Here is a 16,284-nt window from a genome sequence, read left to right on the forward strand (position 1 = left end):
CGTCCGCTTAATTTTTTTAAGAGTGTGCAAATATCTGAATAATAAATGAAAAGAGCAAGAGCACCGCTAAATATTTTCATATATTTTTTAATTACTCCGGCAGATTGATTTTAATCTCGTTTGAATATTTCTCCTTATCATTATTTAATTAAATTAGCCGATACTAATCCAAAACATATAATCGAGCGATGCAAATTACATCTTTTAAGCAATACGAAGAAGATTTTAAGAAAAGCGTAGAAAATCCCGAGCAATTCTGGGGTGAAGTTGCGCAGAATTTTCAATGGCGAAAACCCTGGTATAAAGTATTATCGTGGGATTTCAAAGAACCCAATATCAAATGGTTTGAAGGTGCAAAACTTAATATTACCGAAAATTGTCTTGATCGTCACCTCGAAAAAAATGGCGATAAACCAGCCATTATCTGGGAACCCAATAGCCATGAAGAGGAAAGTGTAACCCTAACTTATAAGATGTTGCACGAACGGGTTTGCCGCTTTGCCAACGTTTTAAAACGCAATGGGGCAAAAAAGGGCGACCGGATTTGTATTTATATGCCTATGGTTCCGGAGCTTGCAATTGCCGTTTTGGCCTGTGCAAGAATAGGTGCCGTGCACTCTGTAATTTTTGGTGGTTTCTCTGCTAAATCTATTGCAGATCGCATCAACGATTCCCAATGTAAGTTAGTCATCACTGCAGATGGCGCCTACCGTGGAAGTAAACAAATACCGTTAAAAGATGTAATAGATGATGCCTTAATCGGATGCCCTACCGTAGAGAAGTGTATCGTGTTAACCCATGTGCGTACGCCGGTTTCCATGCTAAAAGGGCGTGATGTTTGGTGGGAAGATGAAGTTAAACACGTAAATGATATTTGTGAAGCCGAAGAGATGGATGCAGAAGATATGCTTTTCATTCTCTATACTTCAGGCTCAACCGGAAAGCCGAAAGGTGTAGTTCACACTTGTGGCGGCTATATGGTTTACGCAGGTTACACGTTTACCAATGTATTTAACTATCAACCCGGCGAAGTTTATTTTTGTACTGCAGATATTGGCTGGATTACAGGCCACTCCTACATTGTTTACGGTCCGCTTTCTCAGGGTGCTACCTCTGTATTGTTCGAGGGCATTCCTACTTACCCAACGCCGTCACGTTTTTGGGATATTATAGAAAAGCATAAAATAAATACTTTATATACCGCACCTACAGCTATTCGCTCTTTGATGAGTTATGGTGAGGGGCCATTGGAGGGGAAAGATCTAAGCAGTATTCGTGTTTTAGGGTCGGTAGGAGAGCCCATCAACGAAGAGGCCTGGCATTGGTTTGATGAGAAGATTGGTCATGGTAAAGCGCCAATTGTAGACACCTGGTGGCAGACGGAAACCGGGGGGATTATGATTTCGCCGATAGCAACCGTTACGCCGACTAAACCTAGTTTCGCTACTTTACCTTTACCCGGAATTCAGCCTATTCTGGTTGATGAGAACGGAAAAGAGATTCTGGGCAATGATGTAATGGGGAATCTTTGTATTAAATTTCCCTGGCCAGGCATGTTAAGAACAACTTATGGCGACCATGAACGTTGCAAGCAAACTTATTTCTCTACTTACCCGGATCTTTATTTTACCGGAGACGGATGTTTGCGCGATCAGGATGGTTATTACAGGATTACTGGCCGGGTAGATGATGTTTTAAATGTATCAGGCCATAGAATTGGCACCGCTGAAGTAGAAAATGCCATTAACATGCATGCAGGTGTAGTAGAAAGCGCAGTGGTGGGTTATCCGCATGATGTGAAAGGGCAGGGGATTTATGCTTTTGTGATCAATCCGGAAATGCATGGTGAAGCAGAGCTAACTAAAAAAGATATCCTGCAAACCGTTACCAGGGTGATTGGCGCTATTGCAAAGCCAGATAAAATATTATTTGTTTCCGGATTACCTAAAACGCGATCTGGTAAAATTATGCGGAGAATTTTAAGGAAAATTGCTGAGGGCGATACCGCTAATTTAGGCGACACGTCTACCTTACTTGATCCAAATGTGGTAGAAGAAATAATTGAAGCAGCGAAGGCGCTGAAATAATTAAAATATCAGTTAAACAAGAAATGCTCCCGACTTCAGGAGCATTTCTTGTTTTAAAAGATTAGGGTTAGTATCCCGGGTTTTGAACTAACTTTGTGTTTGCATCCATTTCCCTTTGAGGAATAGGAAAAACCAATCTGTTAGAATTCCAGGCTAAATTACCAATATTGGTTTGGGTTCTCTTCGCATCGTTTAAAGCGAATCCTTCAAATGCAAATTCCAGTTTTCTTTCATTGAGGATGTTTGCTAAGGTAGCTGTAGTGGTCGTTAATCCTGCCCTTTCCCTAACTGCAGCCAAATCCTGCAAAGGTGTTTGGCCGCCTACTGGCGCAGCCGGTGATAAACGAACATTGCTTTCTGCCCTAATTAAATACATTTCTGCCAATCTAATTACAGGAACATTTCCATACTGGTTTCCAAATTTAGCAGTGAAAATATCGCCATCGTCATAAAAGGCATTAATACGATCATCATCTGCACTATAGGTAGCATCGATCCAATCTTGTGAAATTACGGCATCTCCACGTCCACCAAATGTTGAAGAGCCATAAAATTCGTTAAAACCATTAAAACCAGTTAATGTCGTCACCTGCATGGCGAAAACATCTTCTGTAGAATTTTCCCCTGGTTTTGCTGGTTTACCACTTTCCGGCATTTGTGGGAAAGCATCCAGATAGGTAGGTGTTAAACGATAGTTTCCTGATGTAATTACCCTGTTTGCCGCTGCTGCTGCCGCGCTGTAATTGCTCATTTGTAGGTACAACCGGGCTAACATGCCTGCTGCAGCAGATTTAGTGGCGAAGAAACCATTCGTTGCCGGGAGTTTAGCTTCCGCATCGGTTAAGTCGGCAATTGCCTGATTATATACTGCAGATACTGTTGCTCTACTTACATAGCTTGATTCATTTACTAAACTTGTTGGTGTTAACACTATTGGCACTCCTAAATTTGTTGTTGGTGAGCCATCATTATAGGCTTTTCCGAATATCCGAACCAATTCAAAGTAGGCAGCTCCTCTAATAAATTTGGCTTCTCCTTCAACCCTGGTTTTTTTGGCTGCGTCTACTTTATCTATCGCCGCAATTACATTATTGGCATCATTAATTGCAGTATAACCTGAAGCCCAAACATTATCAACAAAGGTGTTTGTTTTAAGTAGTGATTTGTTAATGGCTTGGGTTAATTCTTCATAAGTTCCAAACCATTCAATGGCATCGGTATTTGCCAGGAAATCGGTAATTAAAAACGGACGGCCGCCAAAGAAATTACGGCTACCGAGATCTGAGTACGCGCCAACTAAAGCACCTTCTACATCTTTAGAGGTACGTAAAGCATTACTTTGTTCAATGGTATCAACAGGATCTATATCGAGGGCTTTTTTGCACGATGATAAAGCTATTAATAGCAGGCAAGCGAATATGAGGTTATTTATATATGTTTTTTTCATTTCGATTCTATTTAAATTACAAGCCAATGTTTAGACCAATTGAAATCACCCGTGGTTGGGGCGCAGAGTAAAAATCTACACCCTGATTAATGTTTGATGATTGATAATCTGCATTTACTTCCGGATCCCATCCTTTATAACCTGTAATGGTAGCTAAATTTTGGGCTGTTGCATATAAGCGCAATTTACTGAGTTTGATTTTAGATAATACTGATGTAGGGAAAGTATAGCCGAGGGTTAGAGTTTTTAGTCGGATGTAGTTTCCATCTGATAGGTACCTGGTAGAGTTTCCAATACCATTACCCGCAAATAAGCGTGGTTCCGGTACAATTGTAACATCTCCGGGCTTATCCCAATAATCCATTTGATCAGCAGTTTGATTATCATAACCATTTGAGGCATTAGCACTCATGTACTGACCGCCGGCATTGAAAATCTTATTTCCGGATACCCCTTGAAAAAATACGCCTAAGTCGAAATTTTTATATGAAAAAGTGTTATTCAAGCCAAAAGTATACTTTGGGTTAGGATTGCCTGCAAATATTCGTTGAGCTTCATTGATATTTGTAGTAGTAGATCGATCTAAATTACCGGCAGCATCTGTTGAGTTTCGGTAGTAAAGTGCATCTCCGTTTGCCGGGTCCACGCCTGCATATTCTGGTAAATAAAATACACCGATCGGCTGACCTGCAACAGCTGCATTAATCTCATTAGTATTTAGAACCTGGCCGCCCAGATCAGTAATTTTATTGTTATTGATTGCACCCGTTATTGCGGTAGACCATTTAAAAGCACCAATAAGGTTTTCGGTGTTGATACCCAATTCAAATCCCGTATTTTTTAATGAACCTAAATTTTGGGTTTTGGTAGAAAACCCTGTAGTTTGTGGTACGGGTACATCTAATAATAAATCTGTTGTATTTTTCTGATAGAAATCAAAAACACCAGTAATCCGGTTTTTGAAAATACCGAAATCAATGCCAATGTCAAGTTGTTTGGTTTTTTCCCAGGTCAAATCCGGATTAGCAATTCTGGAGGGGATTTGTCCGGGCAGGCCACCGTATGCACCTGTTCCGCTAAATAAGCCACGTGCTGAATAGTTTCCAATTTCCGCATTACCCGTTAAACCGTAGCTGGCCCTTAGTTTTAATAAGCTAATGCTTTCGCTTTGTTTTAAGAAATCTTCTTCAGAAGCTATCCAGGCAACTGATCCTGCAGGGAAATAACCGTACTTCTGGTTGGCTCCAAAACGAGATGATCCATCTGCTCTAACGCTGAAACCAACTAAATAACGATCATTGTACTTATAATTCGCTCTAAAAAAGTAAGATAAAAAGCTAAAAGCGCTTTCGTTACTGGTTGCTATTACCTTTGTAGCAGCAGACCCTAATTTTATATAAGAATCACTAGGAAAATCCTGTCCTTCGATGGTACTATATTTAGTAGTAGATTTTTGATAACTTGTACCTAAAATAACATCAAAAGCACTTTTTCCTGTCGTCTTATTGTAGCTTAAAAAATTATTGGTGTTTGTATTAATAACGAAGGTTGAAATATTCTGACCATCTCCATTTGATGTTCCTGTATTTCTAAAAGTTAATGAACCATAATAGCTCTCTTCGTTTTGATTTAAGTTATCTACGGAGAAATCAGTGCTGAATTTTAAACCTTTAGCCAGATTGATATTTGCGAAAGCCTTACCAATGGTCCTGTAAACGGTTGCTTTGTAAAAAGCATTGTCAATACTGATAAAAGGGTTATAATACACAGGGTAGTTAGAAGCTGCCCCTGGCAAAGTTCCACTGATTAATCCTGATCTTGGATCAATAAAAGGCGTAATAGGTGATAATGCTACCGATTGTAGCGGGCTTGAGAAAGCGTTATCATTTGATAAACGATTGTTAATACTGTTGGAGAAATTAAGGTTTACGCCTACTTCCAGGAAATCAGTTACCTTATTGGTGAGGTTTAATCTTCCGCTATAGCGTTTATAGCTATTTCCAATAATAATTCCTTTTTGATCCAGCGCCTGACCACCAATATAGAATTTTGTTTTGTCGTTACCTCCCGTTAAATTCAGGTCGTATTGTTGCGTAGCAGGATTATCCTGAAAAGATGCCGCCTCCCAATTGGAATTAACTTTATAAGTTTGATAATCATTATTACCAGCTGAATAGCGGTTTAAACGTGCTTCGATAGTCGTGCTATAATCGTCTAATGCTTCTTGTAAGGTTGCATAATCTCCATTTAAAAAATCTTGATTTGCAGCGCCTTGCCCCGCCCGTCTTTCAATTTGAACGTATTGTTCTGCTGTTAAAAAATCTCTGTGATTAGATGGCGTGCTAATCCCTCCAAGTGCATTAAACTGGATAAGTGTTTTTCCGGCCTTTCCTTGTTTTGTTGTGATTAAGACTACACCATTGGATGCCCTAGCGCCGTAAATAGCCGATGCAGATGCATCTTTTAATACTTCGATAGATTCAATATCATTGGTGTTTAAATCTGCTAAAGCGCTGGTGGGTGCCGTGGTGCTGGAAAAATCTCCAGATGTTATTGGAATTCCATCTACGATATATAGTGGCTCACTGCCTGCAGTTACCGAGGCCGCTCCACGAACCCGAACGGTAATCCCCTGACCTAGCTTTCCGTTTTGAGCAGCAATTTGAACACCTGCAGCCTTACCCTGCAAAGCCTGTTCAAAACTTGTAACAGGTAGATTTTCCAGGTCTTTCGATTTTACCGAAGCGACTGAGCCTGTTACGTCTCGTTTATTCTGCGTACCGTAACCCACCACTACCACATCAGATAAGGTGGTATTTTCTTCTTTAAGATCAGCATTGATGGAAGTGCCGGTAATCAGGATTTCTAAAGTGGTGTAACCGACGAAGCTAAAAACGAGGGTTTTCGCATCATTCGGAACGTTAAGTTTGTAATTGCCGGCTGCATCGCTTTGCGTAATGTTCGCTGGTGATCCTTTTACAAATACACTTACGCCCGGAATAGGACCGGAAGTGCCAGAGGTAACTTTGCCGCTAATCACTTTGCTTTGTGCGAAAGCAAATGAAATTAATCCGAAAGTTAAAACCATACTAAGTAGTAGTTTCTTCATTAATTGTTTAGTTTTAGTGATGATAATTGATTCTTGTAACAGAATAATAGATGAATTTAAATAAAAAAAGCACATAAACATATAAAGAATAAAATCTGAAGTCTATTTCCTTTAAAAGGGTATTTTTTTAAGGTAAAATCTTAAAATTAATATTTCGTAGCCAAGATTTGCTTTGTTTGTAAGACCATTTGCGCCTGGAAATTAAAAGAAAGTATTTTTGCGTAAAAAGAAAGTTTAAATAAGCGGCTAAAAAAGTAATAAAAGTCAATAATGATTAATGATGTACGGAAAACTTATAATCAATAATTAGCGATTATAATAAAATTACGAATAGCGACTCCATTGGTCGCCTGTTTTGTTATCAGTAATAGCAGTTTTAAAACAATATTATGGAAGACCAAGGGAGGAGATTTATTGAAAATCCAATTTTATCGCCAAAGGATTTAGTTCCGAGCAGGGAAGGTTTAGAGATCGCCTGTTTATTAAATCCTGGCGTATTTAGGTTTGATGGTAAAGTGTGGTTGCTAATTCGTGTAGCGGAACGGCCTGAACAAGTTCCGGGCGTAATCTCTTTTCCTATATTAAAAGATGAAGGAATTGAAATTATTGCGATTAATGAGAATGATCCTGATTTAAGTGGTGATGATCCGAGGATTATAAATTTCAAGGGAACAGCTTACCTGACCACACTTTCGCATTTAAGATTGGTTTGCAGCGAGGATGGTATTCATTTTTATCAACCTGATGGTTATCCTTTATTGCAGGGCGAAGGCGAGAATGAAACTTTTGGAATAGAGGATTGTAGGGTCGTCCAAATCGATAATACCTATTATTTAACTTATACTGCCGTATCTGCACATGGTGTAGGGGTGGGGTTACGCACAACTCAAGATTGGAAAAATTTTGAAAAGTATGGAATGATCATTTCCCCACACAATAAAGACTGTGCTATTTTCGAAGAAAAGATTAATGGAAAGTATTATGCACTCCACCGTCCGAGTAGTATAGGTTTAGGTGGAAATTATATCTGGCTGGCCGAATCGCCCGACGGCATTCATTGGGGGAACCATAAATGCATCATCAAAACCAGAAAACACCAATGGGATAGTGCAAGGGTTGGTGCGGGGGCTGCTCCAATTAAAACAGCACAAGGCTGGCTAGAAATATATCATGGGGCCAATGCCAAACATCAATATGGTCTGGGTGCTTTTTTAATGGATTTGAACGATCCATCGGTCGTTATTTCTCAAACCGATGAGGCCATAATGAAACCAACGACCGATTATGAACTGAATGGTTTTTTTGGTGAAGTGGTTTTTACCAATGGGCATGTGGTTGATGGCGATGAACTAACCATTTATTATGGTGCCGCAGATGAATTTGTTTGTGGCGCGAAGTTTTCGATTAAAGAAATTTTAAGCGCACTGAAACCTGTTTAGGTAAGCAAAACTGATCAACCAACTATTGCACCCAATCTATAGAATAGATAAAATTATCCCTAAATAAAGAAGCGCATCCCGGGTTTAATCGGGATGCGCTTAATTGTATATTAATTTCGCTTTCGTCTTTAAGCTTTGATCTTTCTGCTTTGAGCTTTAGTCTTTCTGCTTCGAGCTTGAACTTTCGGCTTAGTACCCAAAAATCTCTTCCAGTGTTAATTTATTAACGGGACCAAATTTTGCCAGGTCAGCCATGTTAATTTTTTTCTCTGAAGCCACAATACAATAGCTATATGGCTTGGTTGATAAATTATCGTGGTGAAAGGTGTTAATATCAGTAAAAGTTAATGGTTTTAAATTAGCGTATTCATCAATTCTTGAATCATGGTCAAAGCCAAGTTTTTGATCAGCTAAATAGCTTATAATAATACCATCCTTGGTAATTCTGGAAGTTTCTAAACCATTTAAAGAATTTGTTTTAGACAGGTCGAAAGACTTATCAGATTCTGGTAGCGTGTTTAATAATTCATTCATGCCGGCAACTGCATCATTCATTTTATCTGCCTGAGTACCCACATAAGCCACTACTGTATTTTCTTTGTCTTTCGTATTTGGAGAAGAGTATACGGCAAAGGTAGAATATGCCAAAGCTTTAGATTCGCGAATGGTCTGGAAAACAATAGAACCCATGCCACCCCCAAAATAATTGTTAAATAAGCTGATTTTAGCTGCGTTGGCCGGATCATATAATCCACTATTTCTTACCCATCTAATCTCCGCCTGTACCATATCATAATCTGCAAAATAAACTTTATTCGAATCTGTTTTAGTGTAATTGAATTTCTTAATCGGTGCCGCAGGTGTAAATTCGCTGGCTAAACGGTGAACTTTAACAATATCATCAGATAATGCAGTTAACGTTTTTGGGCCGTAATAAGTAATGGTGTGCTTGTAATTGGTAAGGTTGTGTAGCAAATAGATCAGATCAGATGATTTCATGTTTTTGATTTCATCGTTTGTTAAGCCATAGTTGAATGGATTATCAGAACCATATTGTGCAAAACTCATTAAACCACCTAAAATAGATGCTTTATTTAATTTTGCATTATCTCTGGATTTTAATATTCTGCCTTTCAAATCTTCCAATGCTTTTTCGTTTGGCTTACAATTAGCCAACACATCTTCTACTAAAGCAACCGCTTTATCAAAATTTTCCTGTAATCCGGAAATAGAAACAGTGGTTAAATCTGTGCCCACATTTAAGCTATAGTTACAGGCGATGTTATAAAAAGCTTTACTGATATCTTCTGCCGAATATTTATCGGTACTTAAAAAAGCCAGATATTGTGAGGCATATGGCAAAAGCTTATAGTTATAAGAACCGATGTCAAAACGGTAGCTCATACGGAAAATTCCATTCTCATTATTTTGAACAGTAATCACATCTGCTATGCCAGCTTTACCAAAATTAAGGTCTTTAGTATAATCTAAAAACTTCGGTGCAATTGGTTTTACCGGTGCAGCAATAATGGTTTTTGTGAAAGGAGAAACTTCGTTGGTGTTTGTTTTAACCGCAGTAATAGTTGGTTTTTCTACTTTGAGGATGCTTTTATCTTCGCCTTTATGCTTATAAATAGAAACATAATTATTAATGAAGAATTTATTGGCAAAATCTATAATTTCTTTCTTGGTTACTTTGCCCATGGCATCAGTTGATGACAGCGTCTTATCCCACTCATTACCACGATTTTGAATAAAAGCAGTCATGGTATAGTCTGCACGTACATCATTGCTTTCAAAACCCTGTAGTTCTGATAGTTTGATGTTGGCTACGGTTGCCTTAATCAGGCTCTCATCAAAATCGCCTTTTTTTAGTAAATCAACCTGTTCTAGCAACAACTTTTGGGCCTCTTCTAAACTTTGTCCGGCTTTAGGAGCGCCAGATAAAACAAAGATCCCATAATCTTTCATTTGATTGTAGCCGGCATTTGCCCGCAACATTTTTTGCTGCTTGTTAATGTTGATATCCATTAAACCTGCTTTACCGTTTGATAAGATATTACCTATGAGATCTAACAATAAGCTTTGACGTGTATTTTGGGCAAAGCCACGGTAAGCCACATATAAGTTTTCAGCACTCGGGCCATAGATATCTACTTTTTGAGCCAGGGTAAGCGGCTTTTCAGCAGCTGGATTATACAATGATAATGGCTTTGAAACCATGAAAGAGAAATCCTGATCTATTTTTTTAATCAAATCATCATAAATAATATCACCAGACATAATTAAGGCCATGTTATTTGGTACATAATATTTGTTGTAATATTTCCTGATTTCTACCAGAGAAGGGTTTTTAAGGTGCTCTATTGTACCGATTGTAGTTTGCTGACCATAATTATGGGTAGGGAACAAGGTATAAAGCATTTTCTCGTACATTTTACGTCCGTCATTATCCATGCCGATGTTTTTTTCTTCATAAACAGCTTCCAGTTCCGTATGAAAGATACGGAAAACAGGAGCGCGGAAGCGTTCTGCCTGAACAGATAAAAACTTATCAATGGCATTTGACGGAAGATCTTCCTCGTAAACAGTTTCCTCAACAGAAGTATGTGCATTTGTTGAATTACTGCCGATAGATTTCATCATTTTATCGTATTCATTTGCGATAGAATAATTAGAAGCTTCGCCAGAAATTTTATCTATTTCAGCATAAATTTCTTTACGTTTTACCGGATCAGTTGTTTTGGTATAGGTTTCGTAAAGCGCTTCGATTTTATCCAGAAGGGGTTTTTCTTTTACATAATTCAGCGTGCCAAACTTATCTGTTCCTTTGAATAACAAATGTTCTAAATAATGCGCTAAACCGGTGTTGGTACGTGGATCGGTATTACTTCCAGCCCTCACAGCCATTTTATATACAATATTGGGCTCCTTATTATTTTGCGATAAAATAACTGTTAAGCCATTTTTTAGCGTATAGAAACGGGTTTTTGTAGGATCGTTTGTTACGAATTTGTAGCTGTAGCCGCCAGAGGATCCTGTTTTCCATTGATAGGTATTTTGTGCCTGTGCAACTGTACCCGTAATTAGAAAACAAGCTAAAGTAAATAGTTTGATTTTCATTGATTTGTTTTTGGTTTATAAAACGAAGTGCATTCAACAAGCGTAATGTTGAGATATCAGCCTCATTTCTACCCAAATATATATGCTTTCTGTTATCGAATGAAATGCTTTTTACAAAACACAAATAAAAGAGCCGTATTTAATGAAAATAAGATATTAAACCGGGGTTTATTGCGCCTTGAATTTAATAATCTGTATTTTTGTACACATGACAAAGCAAAGTTCTAAACCTAATATTTTAGTAGTTAATGATGATGGAATTACAGCCACCGGTATCAAAAACCTGATAGAGGTAATGCAGGAAATCGGCAATGTAGTAGTCGTAGCTCCAGATAGTCCGCAAAGCGGGATGGGCCATGCCATTACCATTGGTAAACCCATTCGTTTTGATAAGGTTGCACTTTACGAGGGCGTAGAAATGTATAAATGCAGTGGCACGCCAGTAGATTGTGTTAAAATTGCAGTCAATAAAATTTTCAAGGGAAAGAAGCCGGATTTGTGTGTTTCTGGGATTAATCACGGGTTAAATAATTCGATTAATGTGCTTTATTCCGGAACGATGTCTGCTGCGGTAGAGGGTGCAATTGAAAAAATTCCATCTATCGGTTTTTCAATGGATGATTTCGCAGCTGATGCTGATTTTAGCCATACCAAAAAATATATCAAAAACATTTGCAAAGAGGTACTGGCCAATGGCTTACCAGCAGGAACCTTGTTAAACGTTAATTTTCCTAAAGGCGGAGAGTTAAAAGGAATTAAAATCTGCCGTCAGGCTAACGCCAAATGGATGGAAGAGTTTGATGAGCGAACAGATCCTTACAACCGTCCGTATTATTGGTTAACAGGCGTTTTTGAAAACTTCGATCGGGGAGAAGATACTGATGTTTGGGCGCTGGAACACGGTTATGTTTCTATTGTTCCGGTACAGTTTGATTTAACGGCTCACCACGCTATTCAAACATTAAGCAGCTGGAATTTTGAGGCAAATGATACAGGCAAGGCCGGTAAAGCCAGCAAAGTTTCTGCACCAGATGGAATCAATTTAGGCTAACCCGGATATGCAGGAGCAGCTAAGGAAGCTAAATAATTCAGTGTGGATAGGTCTGGGGATTGGTTTATTATCACCAGCTATTCTTTGTGGCATTGCCTGGTTTATTATTCATCATGTAGCCTCACTGGCAAAAGCAGATTTGTTATACATTGGTGGCATTGCGGTTAACGCATATATAATGCAGTATTTTTTTAAGTTTAATAAAGAAAATACTGGAAGGGGAATTTTAGCCGCTACTTTTCTTTGTGCACTGATCTTCTTCGCTTATAAAGTTTTTTAATTATTGAAGGAATCAGGCTAAAACGGTCTGGATGCCAGATCATCAATACTGAAATATGAAATATTACCTCGTAGCAGGAGAGGCCTCCGGCGATTTACATGGTGCAAATTTAATGAAGGCTTTGAAAGCTGAAGATGGTAACACTGTTTTCAGGTATTTCGGTGGTGATAAAATGCAGGCTGAAGGCGGGGAACTCGTAAAGCACTATGCTGAAATGGCTTTTATGGGATTTACTGAAGTAGTTTTGAATTTAAGAACGATTTTCAAAAACATGAAAGCCTGTAAACAAGATGTGCTGAACTGGAAACCTGATGTATTAATCTTGATTGATTTTCCTGGCTTCAACCTGAAGATTGCAGAATTTGCGAAAGCTAACGGCATTAAGGTCTGCTATTATATTTCTCCAAAAGTTTGGGCCTGGAACCAGAAACGGGTGCTCAAAATCAAAAAGGTGGTCGATCATATGTTTTGTATCCTGCCATTCGAAGTAGATTTTTACCACGAATGGGGAATGAAGGTTGATTATGTAGGGAATCCTTTATTAGATGAAATTGCACAATTTAATCCGGATCCAGATTTCCGAACGAACACCAATTTAGGTAACCAAAAAATAATTGCATTGCTGCCTGGGAGCAGAAAACAGGAAATTGAAAGGCTGCTGCCCGTAATGCTTAGCCTGACAGATCTTTACCCTGATTATACTTTCGCCATTGCCGCCGCACCTACTTTTTCAGAAAGTTATTATCACCAATTTACCGGGGCGAAAAAAGTTCATCTGCTCTTTAATAATACATACAATCTTTTAAACGTTGCAGATGCGGCCATTGTGGCTTCTGGCACTGCTACACTGGAAACCGCTTTGTTTAAAGTACCCCAAGTGGTGGTTTATAAAGGAGGAACAATTTCCATTGCCATTGCCCGGATGCTGGTTAAAATTAAATTTATCTCGCTCGTTAACCTCATCGTTAATAAAAAAATCGTAACCGAACTGATTCAGGAAGACTGCAATCCGGATCGGTTGAACCTCGAACTGCAGATGATTCTGGAGGGCGAGGGGAGAACAAAAATGCTTAATAATTACGACGAACTTTCAGGCTTGATGGGAAAACCAGGCGCATCAGCTAAAACCGCACATTTAATTAGCGGTTACCTTAAATCATAAAATAGTTCCTGAAAATTAATCAGTCAGCATCACCGCTACAAAATCTCTTACCAATTAGCTAAAACGTTTTTGTAACGTTTTTTTTACTTGCTAAATCGTTTTAATAACTGATTATTTTTTCTAATATTGAACTAATTAATTGTAATACCAGATAACTAACCAAATTTACACTTACCAAATGAATCAATTTGTATTTGCTAACAGCAGATCATTTCTGCCTTGAAAGCCAGTGATTCTTAATGATCATCCTATTTCATATCAAACATAAAATAATAGCTAATGAAAATTAATTTACTTAAACTCACTGGTATCTCTGCAATTGTTTTGTCGAGTTTCCCAGCGTTTTCGGCAGAATCTGACCGGAAGGATTTCGATGGCTTCCTCGAATTTGAATTTCCCTGGCACAAGGCAAGTGTGCGGAAGGTCATTACCGGGAAAGTCGTTGATGAAAAAAATCTTGGTGTTCCGGGCGTAGGGGTACAGAATGTTACCACTGGGCAAGGTACCGTAACGGATGCCAACGGACAGTTCAAAATTGATGCGAACGAAAACGAGGTGATTAGAATTACCTACCTTGGTTATCAAACGCAGAATGTAACTATTGGTGTACAAACCAACTTAAACATTAAGCTAGCTGTATCAGCAGATACAAAATTAGATGATGTGGTGGTAGTGGGTTATGGTACACGGAGCCAGCGGGAGTTAACATCTGCCATTACCAAAGTTGATACATCGCAGTTCAGACAGAGTGGTGCCAGAAATGCACTGGATTTGTTGCAAGGTAAAGTAGCGGGTTTACAGATTACCCGGAGCAGTTCAAATCCAAATTCAGGTGTAGCCATTCAACTTCGTGGCGTGACCTCAATTTCAGGTACATCAAGTCCTTTAATTGTAATTGACGGAATTCCCGGAGGAAATTTAGACCTGTTGCAACAAGATGATATTGAATCTTTTTCGGTGCTTAAAGATGGTTCGGCGGCAGCTATTTATGGTACAAGAGCCAATGCGGGTGTAATTTTGGTAACCACTAAAAAAGGACGCAAAGGGCCTTCTCAGTTTAATTACAATGGTTATGTAAAACACGAAACACTCTATGAGCGTCCGGATTTTATGAATGCTACGGAGTTTAGAGAGAAAATTGCCAGCGGGCAATATAATGCTAAAGACTTTGGTGGAGATTTTAATTATTTTGATGACATTATCAACAAAGATAATTTAACTAACTATCAGAATCTATCGGTTTCTGGTGGGGGCGATAAATCTAACTACCGAGGCTCATTCACTTATAATAAGCTAGATGGCTTTGCCAGAGAAAACAGCAGAGAACAATATCAGTTTAGAATGAGTTTAACTCAAAAAGGCTTTAAAGACCGTGTTACAGCCTCATTTAATGTTGCATCAAATATTAACAAAGCCAATCTTTTAGGTGGCAGTGGATGGGAAAATGTTTTAACCAAAAATCCTACAGAGTCTTATTATAACCCTAATGGAAGTTATCTATTTACCCGTAACATTACCAATGAAGTTGCCCGTTTAGCGCAAGAAACCAGTAGAAGATCTCAGCAAACTTATTCAGCTGATGGGAAAATTGATGTGGATATCTTAACAGGTTTAAAGGCCTCGGCATTTGTTGCTTACCAGCGGAATCAATTTGTGGATAACCAGTACCGCACGTTAGGCAGTCAAAACTCAGTCGAAAATGGCGATTCACCAGGTGGTGGCTATGCTTATAAGGGAACTGAATTGAATGAAAATTTCAACTTTGAACCTACAATAGAGTACAGCAAAACCCTTAATGAAAAACACCGTTTAACCGGAATGCTCGGATACTCATACCGTTATGAGGTGAATGAATCATTTAGTGCTAATAACAGAGGTTATACAAATGATATTTTCGAAGAGAATAATTTAGGCAGTGTGCCTGTCGGGATCAACCGTGTGGGTTTGGCCAGTAATAAAAATGATAATACCTTAATCGCACTATTTGGTCGGGTTCATTATACTTACGATGGTAAAGTAAATGTTGAAGCTGTATTAAGGAGAGAAGGCTCTTCCAGGTTTGGTGCGAATAATAAATGGGCGAGTTTCCCAGCGGTTTCTGCATCATATGAGATTACGCGCGAGAAATTTATGGAAAATATCAAATGGCTTAATTTCTTAAAAATCAGAGCCGGTTATGGAGAAACTGGTAATTCTGGGTTCGCTAATTATGCATCATTAGTTACATTGGGTACTGGAAACCTGTATCCTTTTCCTAACGGCGAATGGCTGCAAACTTATGGTCCATCCCGTAATCCAAACCCTAATTTGAGATGGGAACGCAAGCGGGAATATAACTTTGGGGTAGATTTTTCGATGCTTAACAGTAAGCTGAGTGGTTCGATTGATTTGTTCAAGCGTAACATCATTGATTTATTAGATACCTATACCTCTCCTCAACCACCATTTGTTCAGAGTAGCATCTATACTAACGTAGGAACTATTTCTGCGAAAGGTTTGGAATTATCGTTGGAATTGCAATAGTATACTAGAGGTTTTTTTATTGTCAGATTATTTTTTTTGAGAAGCATTACTTTAGATTCCGCT

General features: G+C 38.6%; 9 protein-coding genes. 6 read left to right on the plus strand and 3 right to left on the minus strand.

Annotation, left to right across the window (positions count from 1 at the left end):
* Positions 1–188 precede the first annotated feature (188 nt).
* Positions 189–2,087, plus strand: coding sequence for an acetate--CoA ligase (acs, locus tag GJU39_RS02220; protein WP_154279052.1), 1,899 nt, complete (start codon positions 189–191; stop codon positions 2,085–2,087).
* A 67-nt stretch (positions 2,088–2,154) separates the two neighbouring features.
* Here acs and GJU39_RS02225 read toward each other — a convergent pair whose 3' ends face one another.
* Positions 2,155–3,534: a RagB/SusD family nutrient uptake outer membrane protein gene (locus GJU39_RS02225; RefSeq protein WP_154279053.1), complete on the minus strand. Its 1,380-nt coding sequence runs from the start codon at positions 3,532–3,534 to the stop codon at positions 2,155–2,157.
* A gap of 16 nt (positions 3,535–3,550) precedes the next feature.
* Positions 3,551–6,643 carry a SusC/RagA family TonB-linked outer membrane protein gene (locus tag GJU39_RS02230; RefSeq protein WP_167515631.1) on the minus strand — a complete coding sequence of 1,031 codons (3,093 nt, stop codon included), beginning with the start codon at positions 6,641–6,643 and terminating at the stop codon, positions 3,551–3,553.
* Between the two features lie 389 nt (positions 6,644–7,032).
* Between GJU39_RS02230 and GJU39_RS02235 the strand changes: the two genes are divergently transcribed.
* Complete coding sequence (locus tag GJU39_RS02235; RefSeq protein ID WP_154279054.1) at positions 7,033–8,082, plus strand: glycoside hydrolase family 130 protein; 1,050 nt, start codon at positions 7,033–7,035, stop codon at positions 8,080–8,082.
* Positions 8,083–8,271: 189 nt separating this feature from the next.
* Here the strand turns inward: GJU39_RS02235 and GJU39_RS02240 are convergent, their stop codons facing one another.
* Positions 8,272–11,205 carry a M16 family metallopeptidase gene (locus GJU39_RS02240; protein WP_154279055.1) on the minus strand — a complete coding sequence of 978 codons (2,934 nt, stop codon included), beginning with the start codon at positions 11,203–11,205 and terminating at the stop codon, positions 8,272–8,274.
* A gap of 208 nt (positions 11,206–11,413) precedes the next feature.
* Here GJU39_RS02240 and surE point away from each other — a divergent pair, with 208 nt between their 5' ends.
* From surE to GJU39_RS02260, 4 genes are all read left to right on the plus strand, one after another.
* Positions 11,414–12,256, plus strand: coding sequence for a 5'/3'-nucleotidase SurE (gene surE / locus GJU39_RS02245; protein WP_154279056.1), 843 nt, complete (start codon positions 11,414–11,416; stop codon positions 12,254–12,256).
* A 7-nt stretch (positions 12,257–12,263) separates the two neighbouring features.
* The gene (locus GJU39_RS02250; RefSeq protein ID WP_154279057.1) at positions 12,264–12,536 is read left to right on the plus strand and encodes a stationary phase survival protein SurE; all 273 of its coding nucleotides are present in this window, start codon (positions 12,264–12,266) and stop codon (positions 12,534–12,536) included.
* A 55-nt stretch (positions 12,537–12,591) separates the two neighbouring features.
* Positions 12,592–13,698 (plus strand): lipid-A-disaccharide synthase, encoded by a 1,107-nt coding sequence (lpxB, locus tag GJU39_RS02255; RefSeq protein WP_154279058.1) that lies wholly within the window; start codon positions 12,592–12,594, stop codon positions 13,696–13,698.
* A gap of 279 nt (positions 13,699–13,977) precedes the next feature.
* Positions 13,978–16,221 carry a SusC/RagA family TonB-linked outer membrane protein gene (locus tag GJU39_RS02260; RefSeq protein ID WP_154279059.1) on the plus strand — a complete coding sequence of 748 codons (2,244 nt, stop codon included), beginning with the start codon at positions 13,978–13,980 and terminating at the stop codon, positions 16,219–16,221.
* The last annotated feature ends 63 nt before the right edge of the window (positions 16,222–16,284 follow it).

The sequence above is a fragment of the Pedobacter petrophilus genome (assembly GCF_009674725.1).
In the GTDB taxonomy this organism is placed as follows: Bacteria; Bacteroidota; Bacteroidia; order Sphingobacteriales; family Sphingobacteriaceae; genus Pedobacter; species Pedobacter petrophilus.

Bases quoted from the DNA above. Each gene is read 5' to 3' on its own strand.
- lpxB (WP_154279058.1), top strand. From the start codon at position 12,592: ATGAAATATTACCTCGTAGCAGGAGAGGCCTCCGGCGATTTACATGGT.
- GJU39_RS02235 (WP_154279054.1), top strand. From the start codon at position 7,033: ATGGAAGACCAAGGGAGGAGATTTATTGAAAATCCAATTTTATCGCCA.
- GJU39_RS02225 (WP_154279053.1), bottom strand. From the start codon at position 3,534: ATGAAAAAAACATATATAAATAACCTCATATTCGCTTGCCTGCTATTA.
- GJU39_RS02260 (WP_154279059.1), top strand. From the start codon at position 13,978: ATGAAAATTAATTTACTTAAACTCACTGGTATCTCTGCAATTGTTTTG.
- GJU39_RS02230 (WP_167515631.1), bottom strand. From the start codon at position 6,643: ATGAAGAAACTACTACTTAGTATGGTTTTAACTTTCGGATTAATTTCA.
- surE (WP_154279056.1), top strand. From the start codon at position 11,414: ATGACAAAGCAAAGTTCTAAACCTAATATTTTAGTAGTTAATGATGAT.
- GJU39_RS02250 (WP_154279057.1), top strand. From the start codon at position 12,264: ATGCAGGAGCAGCTAAGGAAGCTAAATAATTCAGTGTGGATAGGTCTG.
- GJU39_RS02240 (WP_154279055.1), bottom strand. From the start codon at position 11,205: ATGAAAATCAAACTATTTACTTTAGCTTGTTTTCTAATTACGGGTACA.
- acs (WP_154279052.1), top strand. From the start codon at position 189: ATGCAAATTACATCTTTTAAGCAATACGAAGAAGATTTTAAGAAAAGC.